The organism is Luteibacter sp. TLI7-4A (genome assembly GCF_056754745.1).
In genome coordinates this window covers 3111381-3137109 of sequence record NZ_JBPGWO010000001.1, presented here as the reverse complement: position 1 = coordinate 3137109, position 25729 = coordinate 3111381, and the positions used below count along the sequence as shown (strand labels likewise).

General features: G+C 65.6%; 14 protein-coding genes and 1 pseudogene. 4 read left to right on the top strand and 11 right to left on the bottom strand.

Annotated elements, in window-relative coordinates; translation table 11 throughout:
• Positions 1 to 92: 92 nt before the first annotated feature.
• The 8 genes from ACR9Y6_RS13765 to ACR9Y6_RS13730 form a co-directional block, all read right to left on the bottom strand.
• Positions 93 to 1943: a M1 family metallopeptidase gene (locus ACR9Y6_RS13765; RefSeq protein ID WP_481281788.1), complete on the bottom strand. Its 1851-nt coding sequence runs from the start codon at positions 1941 to 1943 to the stop codon at positions 93 to 95.
• A gap of 70 nt (positions 1944 to 2013) precedes the next feature.
• On the bottom strand, positions 2014 to 2763 hold the full coding sequence (ubiE, locus tag ACR9Y6_RS13760; RefSeq protein ID WP_426287970.1) for a bifunctional demethylmenaquinone methyltransferase/2-methoxy-6-polyprenyl-1,4-benzoquinol methylase UbiE: 750 nt from the start codon (positions 2761 to 2763) through the stop codon (positions 2014 to 2016).
• 49 nt (positions 2764 to 2812) lie between these two features.
• A complete protein-coding gene (locus ACR9Y6_RS13755; protein WP_481281787.1) occupies positions 2813 to 6079 on the bottom strand; it encodes a hypothetical protein in 3267 nt (1088 codons plus the stop codon).
• A 23-nt stretch (positions 6080 to 6102) separates the two neighbouring features.
• Positions 6103 to 9747: a dermonecrotic toxin domain-containing protein gene (locus tag ACR9Y6_RS13750; protein WP_481281786.1), complete on the bottom strand. Its 3645-nt coding sequence runs from the start codon at positions 9745 to 9747 to the stop codon at positions 6103 to 6105.
• Between the two features lie 56 nt (positions 9748 to 9803).
• Positions 9804 to 13085, bottom strand: a complete 3282-nt coding sequence (locus ACR9Y6_RS13745; protein WP_481281785.1) for a dermonecrotic toxin domain-containing protein — start codon at positions 13083 to 13085, stop codon at positions 9804 to 9806.
• Positions 13086 to 13237: 152 nt separating this feature from the next.
• Positions 13238 to 15835 (bottom strand): glycerol-3-phosphate 1-O-acyltransferase PlsB, encoded by a 2598-nt coding sequence (gene plsB / locus ACR9Y6_RS13740; protein ID WP_481281784.1) that lies wholly within the window; start codon positions 15833 to 15835, stop codon positions 13238 to 13240.
• Positions 15836 to 15867: 32 nt separating this feature from the next.
• A complete protein-coding gene (locus tag ACR9Y6_RS13735) occupies positions 15868 to 16830 on the bottom strand; it encodes a hypothetical protein (protein WP_481281783.1) in 963 nt (320 codons plus the stop codon).
• Between the two features lie 315 nt (positions 16831 to 17145).
• Positions 17146 to 18060, bottom strand: a complete 915-nt coding sequence (locus ACR9Y6_RS13730) for a 5'-nucleotidase, lipoprotein e(P4) family (protein WP_481281782.1) — start codon at positions 18058 to 18060, stop codon at positions 17146 to 17148.
• Positions 18061 to 18202: 142 nt separating this feature from the next.
• Between ACR9Y6_RS13730 and ACR9Y6_RS13725 the strand changes: the two genes are divergently transcribed.
• Both ACR9Y6_RS13725 and ACR9Y6_RS13720 read left to right on the top strand, forming a co-directional pair.
• Positions 18203 to 19222, top strand: a complete 1020-nt coding sequence (locus tag ACR9Y6_RS13725) for an AI-2E family transporter (protein WP_481281781.1) — start codon at positions 18203 to 18205, stop codon at positions 19220 to 19222.
• Positions 19223 to 19272: 50 nt separating this feature from the next.
• A complete protein-coding gene (locus tag ACR9Y6_RS13720; RefSeq protein ID WP_481281780.1) occupies positions 19273 to 20292 on the top strand; it encodes an AI-2E family transporter in 1020 nt (339 codons plus the stop codon).
• A gap of 19 nt (positions 20293 to 20311) precedes the next feature.
• On the opposite strand, the gene ACR9Y6_RS13715 is transcribed toward ACR9Y6_RS13720, so the two are convergent.
• Positions 20312 to 22306, bottom strand: a complete 1995-nt coding sequence (locus ACR9Y6_RS13715; protein WP_481281779.1) for a UvrD-helicase domain-containing protein — start codon at positions 22304 to 22306, stop codon at positions 20312 to 20314.
• 118 nt (positions 22307 to 22424) lie between these two features.
• On the opposite strand from ACR9Y6_RS13715, the gene ACR9Y6_RS13710 reads away from it, so the two are divergent.
• On the top strand, positions 22425 to 23078 hold the full coding sequence (locus ACR9Y6_RS13710; RefSeq protein ID WP_481281778.1) for a thymidine kinase: 654 nt from the start codon (positions 22425 to 22427) through the stop codon (positions 23076 to 23078).
• Complete coding sequence (locus tag ACR9Y6_RS13705; protein ID WP_481281777.1) at positions 23075 to 23848, top strand: hypothetical protein; 774 nt, start codon at positions 23075 to 23077, stop codon at positions 23846 to 23848. Before ACR9Y6_RS13710 ends, ACR9Y6_RS13705 begins: the two co-directional genes overlap by 4 nt.
• 6 nt (positions 23849 to 23854) lie before the next feature.
• On the opposite strand, the pseudogene ACR9Y6_RS13700 reads toward ACR9Y6_RS13705, so the two are convergent.
• Positions 23855 to 24784, bottom strand: a pseudogene (locus ACR9Y6_RS13700) (phosphoinositide-specific phospholipase C-related protein).
• Positions 24785 to 24878: 94 nt separating this feature from the next.
• Positions 24879 to 25691, bottom strand: coding sequence for a bifunctional DNA-formamidopyrimidine glycosylase/DNA-(apurinic or apyrimidinic site) lyase (gene mutM, locus ACR9Y6_RS13695; protein ID WP_481281776.1), 813 nt, complete (start codon positions 25689 to 25691; stop codon positions 24879 to 24881).
• Between the last annotated feature and the right edge of the window lie 38 nt (positions 25692 to 25729).

The following is a 25729-nucleotide window of genomic DNA, read 5'->3' as shown; positions in this document are numbered from 1 at the left end:
GGGGAGCCTGGAACGGAGGACGCCCCGCAAGATGCGGGGCGTCGCGGAAGGATGCAAGGCTTGTGGCCGAAGGGAGGCCGCAAGTTCGTGCGTTATTTCTTCTTCGACGTGCCGGCGAGGATGCGCTCCACGGCCTGCTGGGTCATCGGATGGTAGCCGTCCTTCGCCTCGGCGTAGGTCTGCCGGGCGAAGGCGAGGCCTTCCGGTGTACGGGCGAAGGCGCGATAGACCGGCGTGGTGAGGTACAGGCGGCCGATCCGGGCCATGTGTTCACCGGCGGCGGTCCACACGTCCTTGTCGCCGGCGGCGATGGCATGCACGTACCAGCGCATGCCGATCTCGGCGTTCGGCGTGCCCGTGAGGTGCCACGCGGCGTCGATTTCCTTGATCCGGGCAAGCGGCGTGACGTCCGGCAAGCGATCGAGGAAGTACATCCATTCCTGGGTGTTCCAGCTTTTCGCATCGAGCCTGGCGGCGTCGAGCGTGCCCGCGAGGAAGGCTTCACGCTGTTTGTCGATGCTGTCGAAGCGGGGCGATGACGGCAGCGGCGCGTCCTTCGGAATGCCCGGTTGCCAGATCCAGGCGCGGGCCTCGGCTTCGCTCATCTTGCCCGGATATTTGTCCAGCAGGTTGGTCTTGAGATAGGCGAACATCGTATCCGTGTCGATGCTCTGGAAGGCGAAGTGGGCGAAGTAGCCCTTCAGGTAGGCGTCGAAGACGTCGCGGCCGAAACGCTGTTCCAGGGTGCGCAGAAACCAGGAGCCCTTGTCATACGCAACCGAGGACAAGGCATCGTCCGCGTCCGTGCCGCGCGGGTCGGGCGTGAGCTTCTGCGCGTTCGGGGGCATGTGGCCGATGGTCTTCTGCAGCTCGCGTGCGGACAGCAGTGCTTCCTCGTCGGCAAGGGCCTTGCCGTAGACGGCTTCGGTGATTCGTCCTTGCACGTAGGTGGTGAACCCTTCGTTCAACCAGCCGTCGCGCCAGGCGGCATTGGTGACGAGGTTGCCCGACCAGGAATGCGCCAGTTCGTGCGACACCAGCGAGACGAGGCTCTTGTCGCCGACCAGCACGGTCGGCGTGGCAAAGGTCATGTTCGGGTTTTCCATGCCGCCGAACGGGAACGACGGCGGCAGCACGAGGATGTCGTAGCGGCCCCAGGCATACGGACCGTACAGCTTTTCCGTGGTTTCGATCAGCTTCTCGGTGTCCTCGAACTCATGAGCCGCCTTGCCGACGATGCTGGGTTCGGCGTAAACCGCACTGCGTGGACCGGTTTCCTTCACCGCGATATCGCCGGCGGCGATGGCCAGCAGGTACGAGGGAATCGGGTGCGGTTGGTCGAAGGAGAAGTCGCCGTTCAACGGATGCTTCGCATCGTTGATCGCGCTCATCACGACGCGGACGTCCTTCGGCGCGCTGATGTGCGCATCGTAGGTGATGCGGATGGCGGGCGAATCCTGCAGTGGCACCCACGAACGTGCGTGGATGGATTCCGATTGCGAGAACATGAAGGGTTGCTTCTTGCTGGCCGTCTGTTCGAGCGTCAGCCATTGCAGGCCCGATGCTTCGGGAACCGTCGCATAGGCGATGCGCACGTTTGCCGGGTGCGCGGGTGCCTCGATGGTAAGCTTGGATCCGAGTTCCTTGTCGCGCGGTGCCAGTGCGAACTTCAGCGGGGAGGCCTTGCCGGACGCATCCACGGCCTCCACGCTGGCGATCTTCAGGTCGCGCGTGTCCAGGACCAGGTCCTTCGCCTTGGCATCCTTCCAATCGAGCTTCAGCGTCGCATGGCCGGCGAGTTCGCGCTTGTCGAAGTCCAGCTTGAGGTCCAGGTCGAGATGGGTGACACGGACCGCGTCTGGCTGCGCGTAGGAATGCGGATCGGAGGCGAAGGCCACGGCGGGAAACGCCATGACCAGGGCAAGGACGGGAAGCAGGCGCATGCTGGGTTCCGGTGGAGTCGAGCGGCCAGTATATGCCACCCCCGGCCAAGCCCCGTCCCTTGCGTCGCGCCTACAGTTTGTAGGCGCGGTGGATGGCAACGATCCCGTTGCTGAGATTGCGCACTTCGACATGCCCGAAGCCGGCGTTGAGCATCATCCCCTTCAGGGTTTCCTGGTCGGGATGCTTGCGGATCGATTCGGCCAGATACTGGTAGCTGTCGGCGTCCTTGGCGAACAACTGGCCGAGCCGCGGCAGTATCTTGAACGAGTGCACATCGTAGAGCTTGGATAGCACCGGGCTCTGCACCTTCGAGAACTCCAGCACCAGCGCACGGCCGCCGGGCTTGAGGATGCGGTGCATGTCCGCGAGGGCCTTGTCCTTGTCGGTGACGTTGCGCAGGCCGAAGGCGATCGTGACGGCGTCGAAGCTGTTGTCCGGGAACGGCAGCATCTCGGCATTCATCTGCGCCCAACGCAGACCCGCCACGAGGCCGCGATCGGTCAGGCGGTCGCGACCCACGCCCAGCATGGCGGCGTTGATATCGCCGACCACCACCTCGCCTTCGTCGCCGACGACGGGCTTGAGCAAAGCGGCGATGTCGCCCGTGCCGCCAGCGAGATCGAGCACGCGGTCACCACGGCGTACGCCGCTCACCGCCACGAAATGGCGCTTCCACAAGCGGTGGATGCCGAACGACATGAGGTCGTTCATCAGGTCGTAGTTGCGCGCCACCGACGTGAAGACCTGGCCGACAAGCTTTTGCTTGTCGGCCAGGGGGACGTCGCGGAAGCCGAAGTGGGTGGTTTTCTCGTTTTCCATGCCGCGCATGGTACTCCCGTTCGCCCCGCTCCTGCAGGCGGCGGCGTGCTCAGGGCATCGTCGGGATCACCTCGTGCTGGCCTTGATGGAACTGGATACGGTCGGTGCCGGGTGGGCGCATGACGTAATTTCCCGGCGGCACTCCCTCCCGCACGACCAGGCCAGCCTGCGGCATGGCGTTGTTGTTCCTTACCGTGAGCATGCTTCGTGGGTAGATACGCACGGCAAACGTATCGCGGCGCGCCGCTAGAAGGCCCGTAGCCGCGCGGATTTCCTCGAACGGTGCCGTGGGCGGCAGCGTAGTGAGACGAATGCCGTTCACTTCCCCGTGGACGAGTTCGGTACGGATGCTTGCCCAGTTCGGGCTGAATCCGCGATTCCCCCGCCCCGGTGCGAGCATGCGTTCGAGGGTGCTGGTCTTGAAGGGCTTGCTGCCGTAGTACCAAAGCACCTCGGGAACCTCGGCCAACGGGACGACGGCATAACCCGCGTCACGCCAAAGGTCCGTGGGTATCCGCGGGACAACCATGTCGTGCGGGACGTTGTTCCAGGGATAGGCGCCTCGCGCTTCGTTCGCCAGGCTGCGCGCTTGCGCGCGGGTGACGGCGTCGTTCCAGCGCAGGCGCTGCGCGGCAGTGACGTTGGCAGCCGTCACGTTCTCGGTGAGCTCGCGTCGCAATTGCGTACGGACCAGATCGCGTTCGAAGGGATCGGGGAAGGCGGTTTCGAATTCTTCCACGTAGTGATTATAGAGTTCGGGCTCCAGCGCTCGCCCGGCGGCGGCGGGAACCATGCCGCCACGCGGGCCGAGTTCGTGATACGCCCATTGGCCGTCGCCGACGCGGCGGATGGCCGGTCCGCGGAAGGCGGCATTGCCGTTGGGACGGCTCAGGCGCCAGGTGCCGATGTCGCTGTCGAAGCGGGCGCCGTAAAGCTTGCTCCGGTGTTCGATATAGGTGCCCCCTTGAATGGAGAAGATGCCCTCGCGATTGGGCGCGCCGGTCTTGCGCACGCCCCTGGCGAGGTAGCCCGACTCGAAGACGACGGCCGGCTGGACGGCCGGCCGGGCCTGGACGAGACCGCCGGCGAGGCGGAAGCGCGCGCCGAGGATGGAGCGGGCCAGGGGGGCGGAGCCGAGGGCCTGCACCGGCGCGGCGGCCATGAGCGAAGCGTTGTAGAACTCGGCGAAATCGACCACGGCCTGGGCGTTGTCGCCGGCCTTCAGGGTATCGTACAGGCGCCAGGCAGCTTGGGCGGCGTGGGCCGGCGCGCTGACGACGCCCTGGATGGCATCCTGGAGCAGGCGGTCCGCCAGGCTCGAACGGGCGCGGTCCAGCAGCCAGGTCCAGTTGGCCTGCTCGGCGCTGCGGGTGAGGGTCTGCACGTTGCGCAGGCCCAATTGCACGTCGACCTCGTAGGCGGCATCGAGGAAATCGCCCTCGATGTCGCGCTCCTCGAAGCGCGCGGCGGTGCGCGTGTAGGCATCTGCGTCGCTACCCCCCAGGACCCAGTGAGCGAGGTGATCGCCGGCGAACGCGCGGGCGCTGCCGTTGGGCAGGACCCGGGCGTACTCGAGGGGCAGTCGGTCGAGCAGGTATTCGCGGAAGGCCGGATGGTAGAGGAAACGGCGGCTCGCCTGGGCGCGGTCGTCGAACTCGCGGAAGCTGATGCCGTCGGGGGCGTCGGGGGTGTACATCACGATGGTCGGGACGCTGGCGGGGTTGCGCACACCGAAGACGAGGACATCGCGCAACGGGGTGCCCTGGTAGGTCACCTGGCGGACGACGATCTCGTGGCCTTCGACACGGGCGCGGTCGGCGGCGTTGGGCGCTTCGAGCGCGGCCCGCACCCACTGGTAGCCGCGCTCGGCATGATCGTCGCGGAACGAGCGGGGGGCCTCAGGAAGGTAATAGGAAAGGCGTGCCTCGGCGGCGAGCATCCCCATGTGGGCGCGTTGCACGCTGGCAGCGTTTTCGCGGCGAAGCGCGGCGTCGGGTCCGGAGCGGAAGGTGGTCTGGATCAGCGCGGGATAGCGGGAGGCGACATCGAGGCCGCGTACGAGCTGGCGGATGGCGGCATCGTCAAGCGTGGGTAGGGCCGCGCCCTCACCCGTGTGGGCGCTCAGGCGTACCGGGTCCAAGGCCGCGATGTTCTGATACGCGAGATCGATGAGGCGGATGTCGGCCGGCACCGGTCCTTCGAAGAGGGCCTGCAGCGATTCCAGGTAGGCGGCGGGGTCGGAGCCGCGGTCGACCCGGACCAGGATATCGGCCGGATTGTGAGTAACCCCGAGGGCACGCAGTCTTTCTCCGAGGGCCGTCGTGGTGTAGTCGGTCAGCGAAGGCGGAGCGACCCATCCGGCGCTGGCCTCGCGGGCGAGGACCGCTGGCAGGGTGGCGCGATGGATGGCCTCGGCATCCAGCCAGTCCTTTGCGACGTTGGCGGGAACACGGGTCAGCCGCTGGTCGTTGAAGGCCTCCATCATGGCGGCATGGCGCACGGAGAGGAGGTGGGCCACGTCGACGGCGCTATCCAGACGCACGGCGGCGAAGGCGGTATCGGTAAAGGTCGTCTGCCGCGTGGGCGAGTCGTGGGGGGCGAGGGCGAACTCGAATGCTGCTTGTTCGAGCTTGTCGCGCTGGGTCTGGATGAGCCCGTCGACAAGGGTGTCGAAGGGTTGGCCGGCGATCGGCCGGGAGGTGACGAAGGAGTCCGACCCGAGGGAGGTCAGGTGCTGGCGGGCGATGCCGGGCAGGTCGCGGGTCATGACCAGGGCGCGGCGGGCGTGCTGCTCGATCCGGGCCAGGGCGTCGGCCAGGCTGGAAAAGGCCGTCCAACCGTCCTGGGCGGAAAACAGCAGAATGCGGCCGCTCGTGCGCTGATCCTGGACGAGCAGGACGCCCGAGTACACGGTGGAACCGAACATCGGTTCGTGGACGCTGAGGTGGGCGGGCAGGTTGCCCGCGCCGGTCGCCACCAGGTCGCGGACCAGGGCGAGGGCGTCGTCGTCGAGTGCGCCGTCATGCTGCCCGATGACGGCCAGGTCGCGTGCGGCGGTGGCCAGGTGCGCGGCTAGCATCGCCCGTCGCGAGGTGCCTTCGGCCGCGTGGCCCGGCGGTGCGTTCCAGTAAGCCGACAGGGCGTCGAGGTACGCCGGCAGAGCGCCGGCCGCAAGCGTGTCGGGAAGGGCGGGAATGCGCGCGTCTTCCGTGGCGAGCCAGGCCTGCAGGGCGACGAGGCGATCGAAGGCGTCGCTCGCTTCCTGGTAGGCACTCTGGGTAAGGGCAGGCGGGGCCTGCGGCGGCATCGTATCCATGATGATTTCCTTGTTTGTATCTGTCAGTGACGGACTGGGGGGAGAAGACGCGCATCACCACGACGCCCGACGTTGATGACGTGCGTCGACGGGACGGTGATGGGCGCGTTGCTATGTAACGTGTACTGATATTCCCCATTGGGAAGGAGGCGCCGACGCATCTCGAGTCCAGGACCCGTCCACGGTCTCTGGATGTGGTGGGCTCCTACGAGCCGATCGCGAAGACCCGCCGTGTCGATCTGAACCCAATAGCCAAGCGGGTCGCGTTGCGTGGATTCATGGACCGGCGATGTGCCGAGCACCTCGGACAGCCGGCTGGCCGGCGTTTCCGGGGGAAGCACCGAGACGGGATAGGTGCGTGGTCCGCTGCTCGTGCCTGGCCATGCCGAGCCCGGCGACAGCGTGACGCCATCGCCGCTCGGCGCTAGCTGGAAGTTGCGTTCGCCGAAATACCAGATGCGCTCGGGCCAGTCGTAAAAAGGCACGACTTCGGTGTTCGGGAGGGCTTCGGTCACGATCCCGCTGGTGGAAGCGATCGGCGCACGCTCGGGTGAGCGAGGCGCATTCCTCGCGGTGCCGAGCGCGTTGTCCCATCGCGTCTGCTGGCTCGGTGTGAGACTTGCGGTTGCAGGTGCCGCATCGCCCGTCGACGACGAAATGGACGGCGACTGGACATCCGTGTGCTCGGCCAGGTTCCATGACGACGGGACGCGACGACCATCGTCGCGTGCCCACCCACTGATATTCAGCACCTCGGCGCGTTCGCCTGCATGCGGGAACTGGACGTCCAGCTCGTGCAGGAACACACGTCGTTGATGGGCGCTGAGCGCCGTTATGTCCGGATGGAGTTGCGGCGAGACGATCACGGCGCTACGTGGGCGGACGATGAACTTGAGATGGGTTCCGTCTGGCCTGACAAATGGAGACGCACTCGGGTTGTCCGCCAACACAGCGGAGATCTCGGCACGCAACGGCTCCATCGAGGGAGGTAGGGGCAGGGCCGGACGCGGAAACGGGACGTTGGGTGCCGGGGCGGCGGCTGGAGCGGGTGGGGCAGCGGCGGGCGGAACGACCTCGACGGCGGGGGCCACGGGTGGATGCGTATTGTCGGCCACGGAGACGCGGGCAAATCGCTCGCGGAATCGGCGCATGCCGCCGCGCAACCCCACACCATGGGCGTAGCCCCATTGTTGATCGATTCGCTCTATCAGTGGGCCGGTGAAGTGGGCATCCATGGCTCCCTTCGGGGGCGCGAGGCGCCAGTGGCCGTAGTTCGTGTCGTAGCGCACCAGGAAAAAGGTGGCGTCCTGCTCGATGTACGCATGGCCGCCCACGTGAAAGATCCCTTCGGCGTCGGGGTTGCCAGGCTTGCGCAAGCCATGAGCGGCGTACCGATCGTCGAAGCGGACGCGTGGCGGCGTCAGTCGCACGCTCGTGCTTGTCACGCCGCGTGTCGAGGCACGGGAGCGCACGATCGCCCCGGCGACGTGGCGGCCGCCGACAAAGGGCGGAACGATGAGGTTGAGCGCGTTGACGTAACCCTCGGTGAAGGCGACGACGGCCTGTCCCGTGTCGCCCGCCTTTACGTGATCGTAAAAGCGCCAGGATGCCTGCGTCAGGCGAGCGAGGCTGGCGGGTACCTCGGCAAGCGCGGCCGCCACGAGCCTGGAGGCGGGATCGACGTTGAAGCGACCCTGCGCGTAGTCGAACCATGCATCGCTATCGGCGTCGGCCGTGGAGCGGGCAAGGAACCGCGTATCGCGACGATACTTCTCGACGGTGGCGTCATAGGCCGCCGCGAAAAAATCGCCTCGCACCTCGCGTTCTTCGAATGGCTCGGTAGTACGCGTGTACGAGGCATCGCCACTGGCGCCAAGGACCCAGTGGGCGAGCCGGTCACCGGCGAACTCGCGCATGGCGCCATTGGGTGAGACGGTGGCGAACTCGGCGGGCAGGCGATCGAGCAAGTACTCCCGGAAGGCGGGGTGGTAGAGAAAACGCTTCGCGGCATCCTGCCGGCTGTCGAACTCGCGAAACCTGAGATCATCCGGTGCGCCGGGTGTGTACATGACGATACGCGGCGCACTGTTCGGCGCGCGCGACGCGAAGATCAGGATGCCATCCAGCGGCACCTGCCGGTAGGTGAGCTGCGAGACCGCGATCTCGTGCTTGTTCACGCGACGCTGGCCGGCCGGCGCGTCGAGCGCGGCCTCGACCCAGCGAAATCCCCGCTCTTCCCGGTCGTCGATGAACGAGCGTGGCTCCTTGGGCAGGTAGTACGAGAGACGTGCTTCCTCAGCCTCCAGGCGCATTTGCGCCGCCTGCACCGTGATGGCCAGTTTTCTTGCCAGGGCGCCTCCCGATCCCGCGCGGAGATGCTTTTCGATATGAAGCTGGTAGCGGTTCGCGATATCCAGGTCGCGCACCATGTCGCGGATCGCCGCATGACCGAGACGGTTGCGCAGCGAGGTCCCTTGCGCGTCGAACGCATGCAGGGTTTCGAAGGAAAATCGGCCGATGTTCTGGCAGGCGAGGTCGATGAGCGAAACGTGCCGCGCTGTCGTCGATCCGGGCAGGGGATCGAGTGCCGAGAGTGGATCCGGCAGGAGCTTCTTCCGGACGATTTCAACGGAGATCGACTCTGGCGAGATGTCGATGTCCAGGGACGCGAGCCTCGCGGCGAGTTCGCGCGAGGCGAACGCCTGCAAGGTCAACGGTTGTTGCGCCCCCGTCATCCAGCGAGCGGCCGATGCCGCGGCCAGGACGTCATTGTATGCGTCAAGCGCCTCGTACCACGCTGCGGCGACGCCTGCCGGCACGTCAGCCAGGCGTGTGGCCGCGACGGCTTCGAGTAGCCGGGCTTCGCGCAGGCGTTCAATGGCGTCGATGTCCAGCATCGCCGCCGGAGAGAGCTCGTAGCGAACGCGGTCGCCCAGGTCGGTTGCCGCATCGGGTTCGTCGATGTCGAGGCCGAAGTCGTCCGCCGCCAGTGCGATGCGGCCGCGCTGCACCTCGATCATGCGCCTCGCCAGTGTGGCGAAGACCGCATCGCCGATGTCTCGTGAACCGACCGCCCCCCGCGCCTTGGCTTCTGCAAACGTGTCGTTTTCAAGACCGGTGCCGTCGGCGGCATCGACCGACTCGAGCAACCTGCGACGCGTGGACGCCAGGAGGCGCTCCAGGGAGTCGAAGGCCTCCCATCCGCCGTGAGCGGTGAACAGAAGAGCGAGGTTGGGCGTACCGTCGTCGACGAGGATCAGCGACCCCGCATGGGGAGCGTCACCCAGGATCAGTTCGCGCGCGTGTATGCCGGCGGGTAGGGTGGCACCGCTTGCCGTGGCAACGCGTGTGGCGAGCGAGACCGCGTCGTCGCCGAGCGTGCCATCGAGACCCCGGAGCGAGGCCTGCTCTTTCATTACGCTGGCGAGATGGCGGGCGAGGATGGCAGTGCGCGTTTCGCCGCCGGCCGTTTCCGGAGACGCCCAGAAGGCAGGCAACGCGTCGAGCAGTCGCTGCGCTCCCGTGGCGTCGGGTTCGCTCAATGATGGTTGCGCCCCGTACATGCGCATGAAGGCGTCACGTGTGCCGGCGAGGCGTCGCAATGCATCGATGGCGGGCTGGTTCTCGGCTTGCACGGCATCGTGGGCTGCTGCCGGTGGGATATCCATATCGCTTTCCTTGCGGTGGGGATGAGATTGGGCTCTGTATCAGTGCGACCAAAGGGCTAACGCGTACGTAGCCCCGTGCGGAACTCCCCGTGCCTCAGGGCGACGCCGGCGAGATCCCTCTGCCTCGTGGGTGAAATCGGGGCGATGCCCTGCTCAGGGGCCGGCAAGGTCGGCTTGATCACGAATTCCAGACCGGAGCGATTGGTGACCGTGTAGACGTTGAACTCGTACGTTCCGTCCGACCGTTGCCGGTTGCGCAACGTGTCCAGGTCGATTTCCACGTAGGCGCCGGCAATGCGCCGCACCTGCTCGTCGGTGAAGGTGTTCGTGCGGCGTTTACCGCGCATGATCTCCACGATTCGACGTGACGAGCGGCTCGGGTCGAGTGTCATGACGTGCAGGCCGGAGGGGCCGGTGGCCGCCGGCAAAGACTGATTGAGCGTGAGCGTGGTTCCCTTGAACATCGCGTGCCGGTGCGGCGTGGTGTAGTGCCATACCGTGGAAGGCCATTGGCTGCGTTCGAGTTTCACGAGCTCGAACCCGTCAATGGGTGGCGGCGACGGAGCGCGGATGCGGGGCGGTGGGCGGCGGGCTTCCTCCAGGGCCGTCTCCCAGCGGCGCGCGAGGGTGGCACTCGTGGGGTGGCCATGCGTGCGATCGTAGATCAGGCGTTTTACGACAGCGGAACGAAGGCCTTGTCGCGTCAAGGCCTGGACCATGATCTCGATATCGTTGTTCGTCAGCGCCGTGATCTCGGGAACCAGACCGCGGTATTCCATCAACAGATCCACGGGATCCCGATCGTACAAGTCGGGGCGGTCGGGCGTACCACCGCGGAGCCCGACATCCTTGTTGTAGCGCCATTCGCCGGTGTCGTCACGGATCACCGGTGGGGCGTAGTCGGCAGACGTGTGCTGTGGCTTCCGCAAGCGCCAGGTATCGTTGTCGCTATCGAAGTGCACGCCGTAGAGCTGGCCGCGATGCTCGATGAATCGACCGTCGCCGATCTCGTAGATGCCGTCCTTGGCGGGGCGCGCGCCCTTCAGGGTCACGCCACGCGCGATGTAGCGCACATCGAAGGTCGACTCGAACTCGGGCAGTCTGACGGGCCCGATGACCAGTTGGTTAGGTCGAGTGGGTTGGCGTAGCAGCATCGCCCTGCCGAGCGAACGCGTGAACAGGTGGCTTCCCGTCACGTCGCCGATCGAGCCGAAAGCGTCGACGAAATCCTCGAAGGCGCGTGTCGGCTCGTCGCGACGCACGTTCTCGACACTACGCCATGCCGCGTGTAGCGCTCTGAGGGTGCCCACGGCAACGCTCAGTCGCACGGGCAGGAAACCTTCCGCGAAGCGGGCGGACAACATGCCGATCGATCTGGCATGGTCGTAATCCGCCTCGCCCGTCGAACGAGCGAGGTCCGCTGAATCGCGGCCGAGTTGGCCCAGCGCCACGTCATACGATGCGTCGTAAATGTTGCCGGCGATCTCTTCCTCGGTGAATCGGCCTTGTGTCAGTGTATGAGGTCGTTCGCCGCTCTGTCCCGAAAGAGCCCACACGGCACGTCGCGTGCCCTCCGAAACGCGAAAGCGACGAGTGATCCCATCGCGACCCATCGTCGACCAGGCCGAAGGCAGCCGGTCGACAACGTATTGCTCGAATGCCGGATCGTGCAGGAAGCCGGCAGCTGCCGATTGACGATCGTCGAACTCCCGGAAGCTTCGGCCGTCGGGGGCGTCCGGAGTGTAGAAAACGGTCCGATAGACGCTTCCCTGCCCTCGAACGCCTATGACAAGCATATCCTTGACCCTGGCGCCTTCGTAGACGACATGGCTCACGACGATCTCATGGTTTTCGACGCGACGGTGCCTCGCGGAATCCGGCGCGTCAAGGACCGCCTCCACCCATCGATAGCCTCGTTCGGCATGGTCGTCGATGAAGTCCTTCGTATCGCCTTCGATGAAGGTGGTCGAGCGCGCATCCATCAGCTCGAAGCGCATCCTCGCTTCCTGCAGACGCGCCGACGCGGCCCGCAGACGCGCGCCCCGCGCCGATGTCTTCAACTCGCGCGCGAGATAATCCTGGTAGCTGTTCCTGAGATCGAGTGCGCGAACCAGGTCGACGATCTCGTCGCGACCTAGTGCCAGCAGGAGGCCGCCATTCGCCGTTCTCGCCTGCATGCCACGGAGTTCGAGAAAACCGAGGTTTTCGCTGGCCAGATCGACCAGCGAGCGTTGTTCGACATCGCTACCGATATATCCGTGCGTGGCACTGGCCGTGGTCGCGAAGAGCTCGATCGTGATGTCCGCGGGGTCGTCGTCGATACCGCGAGCGCGCAGGCGGAGGGCCAGTTCGTCACGCGCGAACCGCCGGATCGATGCGATCGTGTCGAATCCGTCCCGGGCGAGGATGGTCGCGGTGTCCGCGCGTTGCTTTCGGTAGTCAGCGAGCGCCTGCTCCCATGCCAGGCGAACCTGGGCGGGAAGTTGTGCCAGTCGCAGCTCCTGCACGCTCGACAGCAATCGGGCTTGCCGATGCCGAAGCATGGCGTTGACATCCAGGTGCGGCCCGGTCATCAGGGCGTCGTGGAGGCGATCCGCCAGACGCAGCGGGCCGCCTTCGCGATCGTCGTGCCTTGTCCACGCGTCGATCACCTTGCGGCGCTGCACGTCGATGACATTGCGCACGAGCACGTCGAATACATTGCCTGTGATGTCGCGGGAGGTCACGGAGAGTTCGCCCGTCAGCACGGATGTATCGTCTTCAGCCAATCCGGGGAGAGGCACGCTGGCAGCCAGGGACTCGCGGAGGCGCTCTTCGACCTCCGCATGAAGTGCCTCCAGGTCGCCAAAACTTTCCCAGCCCCGATCAGCCGAGAAGAGCAGCGCGGAGGCATGGGCCCCGCTATCCACGACGACGAGACTGCCCGCATAGGGAAGCGCGTTCACCATCAACTCGCACACGCGAACCTGGGGCGGCACGAGATCGCCGCGTGCGCGGGTAAGCGCGAGGATCGTCTCCTTGGCTTGTTCGCTCAGGCTGTCGTCAGCGACGCTGAGCGCGGCCTGATCCCCCATGACCGTCGCCCAGCGGAGGGCGAAGGCCTGGGCGCGCGTGACCGCGACATGACCAGGGTGGGGCGGGATGGGTGCTCGCCAGTATGCGGCGAGTTGTTCCATGAACGGTGTCTTCGCCGATGCGTTTCCATGCGTTGGAATCGGCGGCAAGGACTCTTGTTGATCGATCAGCCAGCGCTGCGTGTCACCCATACGCTGGATGAGCGCGGCGGCGTCTTCACCGGCGGTACGCGTGATCGCCGGGGGCGCTTGTGCAGGAGCCATATCCATTGGCATGCTTCGAGGTCGTGTGGCGCGCAGTGTAAGTGGGCGCGCACACGCCTGGATGCCGGTATTGCCTCGTACATGCGACGGCGGTGATCTCGACGTCGCGGCTTCGACGCTGACATCTCACCGCTGCCACGCCTACAAGGAGATCAGTGGTGCGTGTCGTGCCGGGTGTGCTCATTGGCGACATGGCGATCGTGCAGCGACTCGCCAGCCGATCCGTCATCCGGATCGATCGGAGGGCGTGCGTCGGTGTCGCGGTCGCCATCGCCACCTGGCGTGATCTTCAGGATCGAGTGACGCACCTCGCGGGCGAGGATCACGCGCGCGTCGCGCACCATGTCTTCCAGGGCGTCGCTGAAATCGAGCTTGCCGGCATCGTCGGTCCAGACGATCTTCGCTTCGCGAAGTTTCTGGATGAATCCGCGGAACAACGCCTTGTCGAAGAACTCCGGCGCCGACAGCTCGTTGAGCATGCCCAGGCGTTGCGCGGTAAGGGTGCAGGCGGTCTCCAGCTCGCCCGCGCTCATCGTATGCGGGCCGTTCTTCACCAGCGCCGCGATGGCGATGTAGTAACGCTCGAAGGCCTGCAACATGCTGCGTGCGATCACGCGTAGCTGGTAGGCCCCATCGTCCTGGCCGGGGCCGCGCTCGAGCACCCGTCCCTCCGCGCTCGTTTCGAGGATGCCGCGACCGACGAAGAATTCGATCGTGTCGTGCACCTGCGTCGCGAAGCCTTCCTTGTCCCACGGCAGGAACAGTTCGCCCTGGATAAACGGGTAGATGAGCTGGCCCAGCCGCAGTACCGAGGAACGCGACATCCGTCGGTTGTTGAGAAAGCATGCCGCCACCCATGCGGCTGCCGCGTTCAGGTGCAGCACGTTGTTGCGGAAGTAGGACAGCAGGACCGCCTGTTCACCCTCGGTGACCAGCACGTCCCCGAGCGGGTGGCGTACACGGCGGATCCAGCCCATCTGCTCCCCGTAAGCGACGACGCCCTGCGGATTCATCGGCGTGATGGTCACGCGGTCGGAGTAGGGGAGCTCCTGGAACAGCGCCTTGGTGAGTTCGATCTGGGCAAGCAGGTCGTTCTCCGCCATGGCGTGCTTCGGGGTCGCCAGCAGGGCGAGTGCGAGCAGGTTGATGGGGTTCACGTCGGCGGCGCGATTGATGTTTATCTGGATGCGTTCGGCGAGGCGGTCGACGACGCCGCTCATCCATTCGGGTTTCGCATCGGGATCGGCCGTGGCCTCGCGCCAGTTGGCCGCGGTGGCGTCGAGCATCGGGGTGAGCAGGATGGGCTCACCGAAATTCAGCGTGACATGACCATAGCGCTGGCGCAGCACTTTCAGGCCGCGTATGAGTCCGATCAGCGATTCCTTTTCCTTGGGTTTGCCCGACAACTCGCCGATGTACGACGTGCCTTCCATCAGCTTCTCGTAGCCGATGTACACCGGCTGGAACATGACCGGGCGACGCGGTGCGCGCAGGAAGGCGCGCAAGGTCATCGCCAGCATGCCCGCGCGTGGCGCGAGCAGGCGGCCGGTACGTGAACGGCCGCCTTCGATGAAGTACTCGAGCGGCACCCCGCGATCGACGAGTTGGGCCAGGTATTCATTGAACACCACGGAATACAGCGCGTTGCCCTTGAAGCTGCGACGCAGGAAGAACGCGCCGCCCCGGCGAAGGATCGGTCCCACCACCGGGAGGTTGAGGTTCACGCCCGCGGCGATGTGCGGCGGTACCACGCCGGAATGGTGCAGCTGATAGGACAGCAACAGGTAATCGGTATGGCTGCGGTGGCAAGGTACGTAGACCACCTCGTGCCCGGGCGCGGCGGCGCGGGCCTTGTCGAAGTGGTGCATCGCGATGCCGTCGTAAAGCTTGTTCCAGAAGTTCGACAGCAAGAACGAGGTCGAGCGCACCACGGGGTGGGAGTAATCGGCGGCGATCTCCAGGGCGAAATCGCGCGCGCGTCGCTGCGCTTTCGCCAGTGAGATGTTTTCCTTGCTCGCGGTGGCGGCAATGGCATCGCGCACGGGCTCGGTATTGAGCACGGCGTCGACCACGGTTCGGCGGTGCGAGAGATCGGGGCCGATCACCGCGGCGCGGATGCGCCGGAAGTGCGTGCGCAGCACGCGTGCGATCTTGCGCGTGAGGCGCTCGGGCGTGAGCTCGCCGGACTCCGCGAGCACGCTGCGCAGGGACACCGGCGCGGAAAAATGCACGACGGTGTCGCGACCGTTGAGCAGCAAGGCGAGGATGCGGCGGAAACGACCGACGACGAGCCAATTCTCGGCGAACAGCACGCTGAACCAGCCGGATTCGCGATTCGGCGCACGGCCGACGTATATCGATACCGGAACCACCTGGATATCGCGCGTCGGGTCTTCCTCGATCGCGCGGATAAGCTGGCCGATCGGTTCCTTCGGGCCGCGTGAGTCGGTGCGACCGAAAAGCCAACCCTGACGACGGCTGAGGGAAAACACGGAGCGGCGCCGGCGACCGGGGAGGTCGAGCAGTTGCATCGGGCTCGGCAAGCCGGCCTCGCGGCAGGCCCGTTCCAGGATCAGCGCATCGGACGTTCCGTCGCGCTCGATGGCGTAGCAGACCGCGGCCCCGCTGTTAAGCAGGCTCGCGGGCTCGGCGGGCTCACGTTTTATCCGCACCCACGGCTCGAGGAGGCGACCCAGCAGTTTGAACCACCAGGGTGAACGGGCGACATGGACGTGCGGATCCGCACTCATCGGAATTTCGGACATCGTGGGATTGTACGACCTCAGCGGGCCTTGGCGTCTGCCGCGGGTGCTCCAGGGACCCGCGACGCGGGCGCGGTGGAGGAGGAGGGGGCGGGTGCGCTGGCGGCGGGAATGGGCGAATCCAGACGTGCATGTTCGTCGCGGACGCGCTGGAGCAGGTCGCTGTCGTACCAGCGACCGTCAAGCAGCACGAGCGTGGCGTCGGTCTGGATCGGTTTGTCGAGTAGCGTGTAGGTGATCTTGATGTGGGCCGACCCGCCGTTGTTCTCCAGCGTGTCGATGCTCACCGAATCGAAGCTCTTGTCGACCGACAGGCCGTAGACGTTCAGCAAGCGCTTGAAACCAAGCCACGCCGTGGACCAGGTCGCCATCGACTGCTCGAAGCTCATCGAATGCAGCGCGTCGGACGTGGACAGGTGGGCCTTGCGAGCGGTGTCGACGAGGATGCCGATGGCTTCCTTCGCCTTTTCCTGGTCGCTCCAGGCGACAGTCTGCGTCCAGGGTGCGACCACGTTCACGATCTCTCGTAGCTGTCGCTTCTGCGAAAGCGTGAGATCTTTGGCCTCATCGATGGCTGTCAGCGCCATGGATTGGCCCACGCCGGCGATCAAGGGCATCTGGTCCTTGTAATCGCGATCGAAACGCACGAGGGTGGGGCGCAGCTCGGCGAAGAGCTTTCTTTCCGCATCGGGTTCCGTCAGGCGCGTGATGCCCGCCGCGAACTTGGCCTGGTCCTCGGGTGCGATTGCCTCCTGTGCCGCGCTGCGCCGCGACCAATCGGCACGAAACATCGCAAAATCGGCCGGTGGCAGCGTATGCCTCCAGAACAGTTCGAACTTGCCATCGCGCAGCAGGGCCAGCGACTCACGGGTGGCGTCTTCCGGCGAGCCGCCTCCCGGTGTGCCCGGTGCTTCCTTCTGTTTGCCGCAGGCAGCAAGCAGGGCGAGAGCTAGCAGGAGAATCCAGGCAGTCGAGCGGCGCATGGTGGGCAATCGGCGGCACTATCGGCGGGATGGGGAGGATACATGGCGACGAGTTGTCGCGTTATCGGCTGGCGGCGCAGGCAAAAGAGTCCCGAAGGCGCCGTGGCGAGCCAGGCCTGCCTGTCAGGCCGCACCGTTCGCACATAAGAAAAAACCCCGGAGACGCGACGTCTCACGGGGTTATCCAGCCCGAAGCCGGAAAGGGAAATGGCCTTGCCTGCTTTGCTTTGGGCACCGCAGGTTTTGGCGAGAGAGATGATAGTTGGCCGACATTGCTAAAGCAATACGTCAGGTCAAGGCATCTAACTCATTGATTTACTTAATGCGAAGCGAATCCATCTTTTTCTGGCGTCGTTCGTTGCGGGGCAGGCTGTAGTCGTTGTCGAAGAGGGCCGATTCCCAGGCGCCGTAGGTGGGGTTCGGCAGCACGAACCAGCGCTCGCCGATCCAGGCGGTATAGGGAGCCATGGCTTTCGCGCGGCCATCGGCGGTGTTGCCCGGGACGTTCGCGAAATCTCCTATCTGGTCGCCGAACTGCATCAGCACCCGGTAGTCCCGGGCCACGAGTTGGCGCCTGCAACCCTTTTCGCTGCCGACCTGTTCGCAGCCCTCGACGAAGGTGCCCAGGCCGAGGAAGGACTGTTTGCCAGCCACGGGGAAGCCCGCGGATCGAAGGTTCGAGAGCGTGGCGTCGTCGAGGTCCTTCGCCCGGTTGGAGATGTAGATCACGGCGATGCCATGGTCCGCCGCGAACTTCGTGAATTCGAGGGCCCCCGGCAGCGGCCGGGCGATGGCCTCGTTGCACCAGGCGGCCCACTCGGCCTCGTTGAACTCGCCGCCCGAACGGATCAGGCGTGCCTGGTAAGGCGAGTTGTCGAGCACGGTTTCGTCGATGTCCAGCACCACGGCCGGTTTCCGCCCCTTCAGCGAAGGGTGGGCTGCACGATCGTCCTTCGGCAGGGCATCCCAGTCAGGGTCGTTCTTCGCCTTGAGAAGTTTCTCCCGCGCGTCGCGGAAGGTTTGCAGGTAGATGAAATCGTGCTCGCTTGCGTTCTGCGACCAGGCCACCGCGTTGAGGTTGTCGTCGGGGGAAGGTCCGGGGGCGGGAGCGTCGGCGGGCGCCACGGCGGCGGGGGTGGGAACCGGTGCCGTGGCCTGCGGCGCATGGGCGCAGCCGGCGAGGGCGAGGGCGAGGGCAGCCGCGAGCGCGGCCGGGACGAACTTCATCATGGAAACCCCTGGCAAACAGGCATCGCGCCCGTGGGCGGCGATTGTCAGGACAGTTTACGACAGCATGACGACGGCGGCACGCCTCTGGCGCGACCACCCCACGTCCTGACAGACTGCGCCCTCATCCACGACGAGACCGCTCATGGAAGCCGCCCCTTCGCGGACGCACGCCGTGCGCATCGCCAGCTACATTGCCGCCGGACTCGGTCTTTTCCTCGTCCTCTACCTGCGCCTGCTGCCTGCCTTGCTCGCGGGCCTGCTGGTTTACGAGGTCGTGGTCTCCACGGCTCCCCTGATGGGGCGGAAGCTTTCGGGCGACCGTGCGCGCGTGCTCGCCGTCGCCCTCGTCGGCGTGATCGTGGTCGGTTTGCTCACCCTGCTCATCCTCGGCGGCATCAGTTTCTTCCGCAACGAGATCGGCAATCCGGAAGACCTCTGGCAGAACAAGCTCATGCCCGTGGTGGAGCGGGCTCGCCAGCAATTGCCGCAGGCCGTGGTGGAACGCCTGCCGGACAGCGTGGACGCCCTGCGCATCACCGCGATGGACTGGATGCGCTCGCATGCCGTGACCTTGCAACTGGCCGGCAAGGAGGCCGCGCGTGTCCTGGTGCATATCATCATCGGGCTGGTGCTGGGCGCGATCATCGCATTGAGCCGCGCCCGGCCCACCCACCAGATAGGCCCCTTCGCGGCGGAACTGAGCCTGCGCAGCGCGCGGCTCGCCGACGCCTTCCACAACATCGTCTTCGCCCAGATCAAGATCTCGCTGTTCAACACGCTGTTCACGGCGATCTACCTGCTTTGCGTACTGCCGCTCTTCGGCGTGCACCTGCCGTTGACGAAGACGCTGATCGTGATCACCTTCGTGGTCGGATTGTTACCGGTCATCGGCAACCTGTTGTCGAACACGGCGATCACCATCGTCGGCCTGTCGGTGTCGTTGTACGTGGGATTGGGGGCACTGGCATTCCTCATCGTCATCCACAAGTTCGAATATTTCCTCAACGCGCGCATCGTCGGCGGCCAGATCCGTGCGCGGGCGTGGGAGTTGCTGGTGGCCATGTTGCTGTTCGAAGCCGCCTTCGGGCTCCCCGGCGTGGTGGCCGCGCCGATCTTCTACGCGTACCTGAAGGCTGAACTGGAAGCGGAGCGCTTGATCTAGCGTTCATCGCCCGGCTGCTGGAATCGCGCCACCTTCGAGGAGTTGAACATATGGCGGGTATCCCGCACGACCCGCGCGGCATCCGGATCGCCACCTACGTGCTCGCGGCGCTGGCACTGTGGGGCATCCTGATGCTCCACCTCGTCTCGGCACTGCTCGCCGGCTTGCTGGTGTACGAGGTCGTGGAAGCGCTCACGCCACTTATCCGGCGGGTCATTCCCGGCGAACGCGCGCGATTGATCGCGGTCGGCGTGGTCACCGTGGTCGTGGTGGGCGCGATCATCCTCATCGTCGTGGCCGCGTTGTCGTTCTACCGGCGCGACATCGGTGATCCCCAGGAATTATGGGACAGCAAACTGCTGCCCTTGCTAAGCAAGGCCCACGAGCAATTGCCGCCCTGGTTGACCTCGCGCCTTCCCGACAGCTTCGTCGACTTCCGCGAACAGGGCATGGCCTGGATGCACGAGCATTCCGGCGACCTTCGCCTGGCTGGCACCACGACCGCGCGCGTGTTCGCGCATATCCTCATTGGCCTCGTCCTGGGAGCGATCGTCGCGGTGACCCATGGCGCGGGCGGCCGTCCGGCGCGGCCGCTGTCGTTCGAGTTGTCGACCCGTGCGATGCGACTGGCCCATGCGTTCCACAACATCATCTTCGCCCAGTTGAAGATCTCCGCGATCAACACCGCGCTGGCGGCGATCTTCCTTCTCGTCGCGCTGCCATTGTTCGGCGTGCACGTGCCGTTGGCGAAGACGATGGTGCTGGTGACCTTCGTGACGGGCCTGCTGCCCGTGGTGGGTAACCTCATATCGAACACGCTCGTGACCATCGCGGCGTTGTCCGTCTCGCTATGGGTGGGCGTGGCCGCGCTAGGCTTCCTGATCGTGGTGCACAAGCTGGAGTATTTCCTCAACGCGCGCATCGTCGGCGGCCAGATCCGCGCACGGACATGGGAATTGCTCGTGGCGATGCTGGTGTTCGAGGCGGCATTCGGCCTGGCGGGGCTCGTGGCCGCGCCGATCTACTACGCCTACCTCAAGAGCGAACTCGAAGCCGAAAAACTCATCTGAGCCAGCGCCGGCTCGGCCATCAGGCGCCGCCGGCCAGCATCGCCCTGATCCTCGCCATGTGCGTCTCGGCGGTCTCCTTCTTCACCTCGGCGTCGGCGTCGGGATCCTTGCCGTCCCAGTGCAGGTCGTCCTGCGGGAGTTCCCCGAGGAAGCGACTGGGATCGTTGTTGAGGATCTCGCCGTACTTGCGCGACCGCGCCGCGAACGACAAGGTCAACATCTCCTTGGCCCGCGTGATGCCCACGTACATCAGGCGTCGTTCCTCATCGAGGCGACCCTCGTCGATCGCGCCTTCATGCGGCAGCGTGCCGTCTTCGCATCCGACGATGAAGACGAAGCGGAATTCCAGCCCCTTGGCCGAATGCAGGGTCATCATGCGTAGCGCATTGCCCGGGTCGTCACGGTCGGCGTGGCTGAGCAGCGCCAGTTGGGCGGCGATATCGCCGGTGCGGCCGCCGTCCCTGCCCATCGCGCGGAACCAGTCCACCAGCTCGCGCAGGTTGCCGAGACGGCGTTCGCGGAGCGCTTCGTCGGGCGTGGACGCGGCGATCTGCGCGCCGTAGCCGGTTTTCTCGATGACGGTGTTGACGAGTTCGGCGGCACTCTCGTGGACGGCGTGACTGCGCAGTTCGTCCATCAGTCGCGCGAAACCGGCCAGCGCCGATGCGGGGCGTGGCGAGATATTCTTCAGCGCGGCGTCGCTGCGCGCGGCGTCGAGCAACGACGCATTGCGCGCTTGCGCCATCTGGCCGAGCTTCTCCAGCGACGTCGCCCCGATCTCGCGCTTGGGTACGTTCACCACGCGCAGGAAGGCCGCGTCGTCGGTGGGGTTGGTGAGCAGGCGAAGGTAACAAAGGATGTCCTTCACCTCCGCGCGGTCGAGGAACGAGAGCGCGCCGCTGAGGTGGTACGGCACGCTTGCCAGGCGCAAGGCCTTCTCGATGGCGCGGGCCTGGAAATTGCCGCGGTACAGGATGCAGAAATCATCCCAGCGGATGCCCTTGTCCTTGTACTTGGCGTGCAGGTTCGCCGCGATGGCGGCGACGCGCTCGGCTTCGTGCTCGCTGTCCTTGCACTCGATGACGCGGATGGGTGGACCTTCGACGTGGTCGCTCCACAGCTTCTTCTCGTGCACGTGCGGATTGTTCGCGATCAACTGGTTCGCCGCGCGCAGGATGCGCTTCGCGCAGCGATAGTTCTGTTCCAGCTTGATGACGCGAAGCTGCGGGAAGTCGCGGCCGAGTTGATCGATGTTTTCCGGATTGGCGCCGCGCCATGCGTAGATGCTCTGGTCGTCGTCGCCGACGCAGGTGAATCGCGCTTTCGGGCCGGAGAGTGCCTTGAGCAGGCGGTATTGGGCGTCGTTGGTATCCTGGTATTCGTCCACCAGCAGGTAACGCAACCGTTCCTGCCAGATGGCGCGTGCGTCGGCATCGCTTTCGAGGATGCGCAGGGGCAGGCGGATCAGGTCGTCGAAGTCCACCGCGTTGAAGGCGGCCAGGCGCTGCTGGTAGAGGTCGTAGATCGTCGCGGCTTCGATCTCGCGTGGGCTGCGCGCCGAAGCCATGGCTTCCTCGGGCGTGAGCCCGGCATTCTTCGCGCGGCCGACGAGGTTGCGGATGCCCTGGATGACCTCCGGCTTCACTCCCTTGGGTGACAGTTCCTTGATCATGTTGGAACTGTCGTCGGCATCGAGCACGGAGAAGCCTCGCCGCAACCGCGCGCGCTCATGCTCGATCTGCAGGAACTTCAGGCCCAGCGCGTGGAAGGTGCAGACGGTAAGGGCTTTCGCCGCGTCATCGGAGATGAGCCGGCCGACGCGCTCGCGCATCTCCTTCGCCGCCTTGTTGGTGAAGGTGATGGCGGCGATCTTTTCCGCGGCCAGGTGCCGGCGCGAGATGAGATGGGAGATTTTTTCCGTGATGACACGGGTCTTGCCGGAGCCGGCGCCGGCCAGCACGAGGAGGGGGCCGTCGCAGTATTCGACGGCCGCGTGTTGTTGCGGGTTGAGCATCGGGATCGGCCGTAGGACAGGCGGACGAGGCCACGGATGTTAGCAGGTGGGGAGGCGGGCCGTATGCCGGCCGGCGGGCTTGGCGGTACCATGCCTGGTCACGCACCGGACCGACCGCATGGCCAAGCTCTACTTCTATTACTCGGCGATGAACGCCGGCAAGACCACGACCCTGCTGCAAAGCGCGCACAACTACCACGAGCGCGGCATGCGCACGCTCATTCTCACGCCGGCGCTGGACCATCGCTATGGCGAGGGCATCGTGGCCTCGCGTATCGGCCTGCAGGCCCGGGCGATGCGTTTCGGCGGCGAGGACGACATCTTCGGTCTCGTGGAGCGGGATATCGAGCGCCGCGGTCCCCTGCATTGCGTGCTGGTGGACGAAGCCCAGTTCATGAGCAAGGCCCAGGTCTGGCAGCTTTCCGACGTGGTCGACCGCCTTGGCATTCCGGTGCTCGCCTATGGGTTGCGCACGGATTTCCGTGGCGAGCTCTTCGAAGGCAGCAAGTACCTCCTGGCCTGGGCCGACAACCTGGAGGAGATCAAGACGATCTGCCATTCGGGCAAGAAAGCCACCATGGTGGTGCGGGTCGACGAGCACGGCCGTGCGGTGACCCAGGGGCCGCAGGTTGAGATCGGTGGCAACGACCGCTATGTCTCCGTGAGCCGCGCCGAATTCAAGAGCATTACCGGCGGTGACGGCCGTATCGAGTTGCAGCAATCGGTGCTGCCGCTCGGAGAAAACGATCCCGACGAAGGAAGCCACGCGTGACCGAGACGACGCCACACGCCGCCGAATGGCCGCGCCCCTACTGGAAACCGAGTGACGAGCAGGCGGTCTTGCTGTTCTTCGTGTTCGGCGCCTTCGCCGAGGACCTGGCCATTCCCGCCGCCCGTTACGGTAGCCCGGGGCTGCCGGAGGGCGTGGAGTTGCAGCGCTTCCAGAACGCGGTGCTCGCGCGCTGGGAAGGCTATCCCCTGTCCGGCGCGCTTGGCGAACTCTTGCGCGAAGACAATCCGGAAGCCTTCCAGGCGGCCAAGGCCGCTCCGCATGTCGTGGCCATTCGTGGCCGCTTCGCCGATCGCGACCGCCTGGACTACCTGCGCGACACGCTCGGCGTGGTGGCCGCGCTGACCGACATCGGTGGCAAGGCGGTCGTCGACCCGCAGATACTCACGTTGTTCGACGCCGCAGGCTGGCGCGAGCATTACCTGGTGCAGGGCGGCGCGCCCCCTCGCCACCACGTGTTGATCCTCTGCAGCCCCGAAGAAGCCAAGGGGCGTTCCTGGATTCGCACACGCGGCATGCGCAAGTTCGGTCGTCCGGACATCAGCCTCGCCAACGTGCCCGATCGCGAGATCGATCGCGCCGGCGCGTTGGCCGAGCGTTTCGTGGAACTGGGGGCGTTGGGTGCGCATTTCGATCCCGCGCAGACGATCGATGTCGACGGCGTGCCGGGTGGATTGGCGGTGACCTTGTCCGGCAACGAAGAAGACCCCGCCTTCAACAACTCCCATGCGGACATGCGCTGGCCGGACTGATCCGGTTCACGGCAGTTCGTCCGGCGCCGACCGCGTGAGCCAGTTCGCGAAGCGCGCGGTATCGCCGTGCTGGTGGAAATCCACGGCGACGAAGTTCGGTTTGCGTCGTGCGGAAGGGCGGCAATGATCGAGGTACCGGCTCTGGAGCCGGTCGAAATCGTTGTCGCTGCGGGCATGGCTTTCGAACGGTGCTCCGTGGAACTGGTTCATCGTGAACAATGGCCGCCAGCCGGGCTTGCCCGGGATCTCCCGGCGCGATAACGGGGTGTCCCAGCGGCTGTGGCAGCTGTTGTCGTGGGTCAGGGGTGTCGCGCCGAGGCTCCAGTAGTTTTCCACGGTGAAATCCTCGCTTGGCATGATGTGGATCGCACCCGCGCGGGTCATCAATGCCCCACTGTTGTCGCGCTTGAGACTGAAGATGAGCACGCGCTGCCCGCTCTTGACGATGTCCTCGGGCGTGGGTCATTCCGGTGTCGGCCATGCATGGGGATCGAAGGTCTTTCCTACCAGGCCCGGCGACTTTCCGAGTTCGGCGACCAGGTCGTTCGCATCGGTGAAATCGTCCAGGTGAAGGCTGACGATCGCGTCGGGGTCGCTTTCCAGGAACGGCAAGAGCACCTCGTTGACGAGGTCGGCGAGGGGCTGCGCCTGGCCTGTGCATACGTTGTGACAGAGCAGCACGCGCCCCTGGCCGGAGTGCAGGTCGAGCATCAGTCCGCGCACGCCTCCGGCAAGCTGCTCGCTCACTGTCTGGGTCTGGTTGGGGAACAGGCCGTTGCTGGTGAAGGCGTTGTGGCTGGTCACCCAGCTGTAGCGGTCGAATGGCCGGCTCGTGTCCGCGGGAGCGTCGGCAAGGGCCGTGCCGGCCAGTAGGCCGATGCCGAGGGCGAGGAACGCACCGCGTCGGATGATCGGCTTCGGGCGTGGGCTGTTCATGCGGAGCTTCCGTGGCAGGGATGTGGCACGGAAGTCTAGGAAGTCACACCCTTGCGGCGCCGTAGGGCCAGGCCGTCATTTCACGTCGTCCCTGCTACTTCTGGCAGCCCGGGCAATAGAAGGAAGCGCGTTGGCCGAGCGTCACGACGCGGATGGCCTTTCCACATACCTTGCAGGGTTCATCCGCACGCCCGTACGCGAAGAGTTCCTGGAAGAAATAACCGGGCGCTCCATCCGGTGCGAGGAAATCGCGCAGTGTCGTACCGCCCCGGTCGATGGCATGGGCGAGGATGCGCTTCACCTCCATCGCCAGCTTTCGATAGCGTTCGAGCGATATCTTCCCGGCCGCGCGACGCGGGTCGATGCCGGCGGCGAACAAGGCTTCGCTCGCATAGATGTTGCCGACGCCGACGACGACGGCATTGTCCATCAGGAACGTCTTCACCGCGGCGGAGCGGCCTCGCGACACCCGCCACAGCAGGTCGCCATCGAACGCCTCGGTGAGCGGTTCGGGCCCGATACCTTCGAGCAATTCGTGCGTTTCGCCCGGCATCTGCCAAAGCAACGCGCCGAAGCGGCGGGGATCGGTAAAGCGCAGCACCTGCCCGGAGTCGAACGCGATGTCGACGTGGTCATGCTTGCCGATCGGCGTATCCGCGGGGAGCACGCGCAGCATGCCCGACATGCCCAGGTGCAACAGCGCGGTGCCTGCTTCGGTCCGCAAGAGCAGGTATTTCGCCCTCCGCTCCACGCTGTCGATCACCTGTCCCGGCAGCAACGTCGAAACCTCCGCGGGGATGGGCCAGCGCAGGTCCGGACGGCGAAGTACCACGCCCGTGACACGGCGGCCCTCGATGTGGGGAGCGATACCGCGACGCGTGGTTTCTACTTCGGGCAGTTCTGGCATGCGTGAAAGATGGGGTGTGCCGTCGCGCCTGGCAAGCG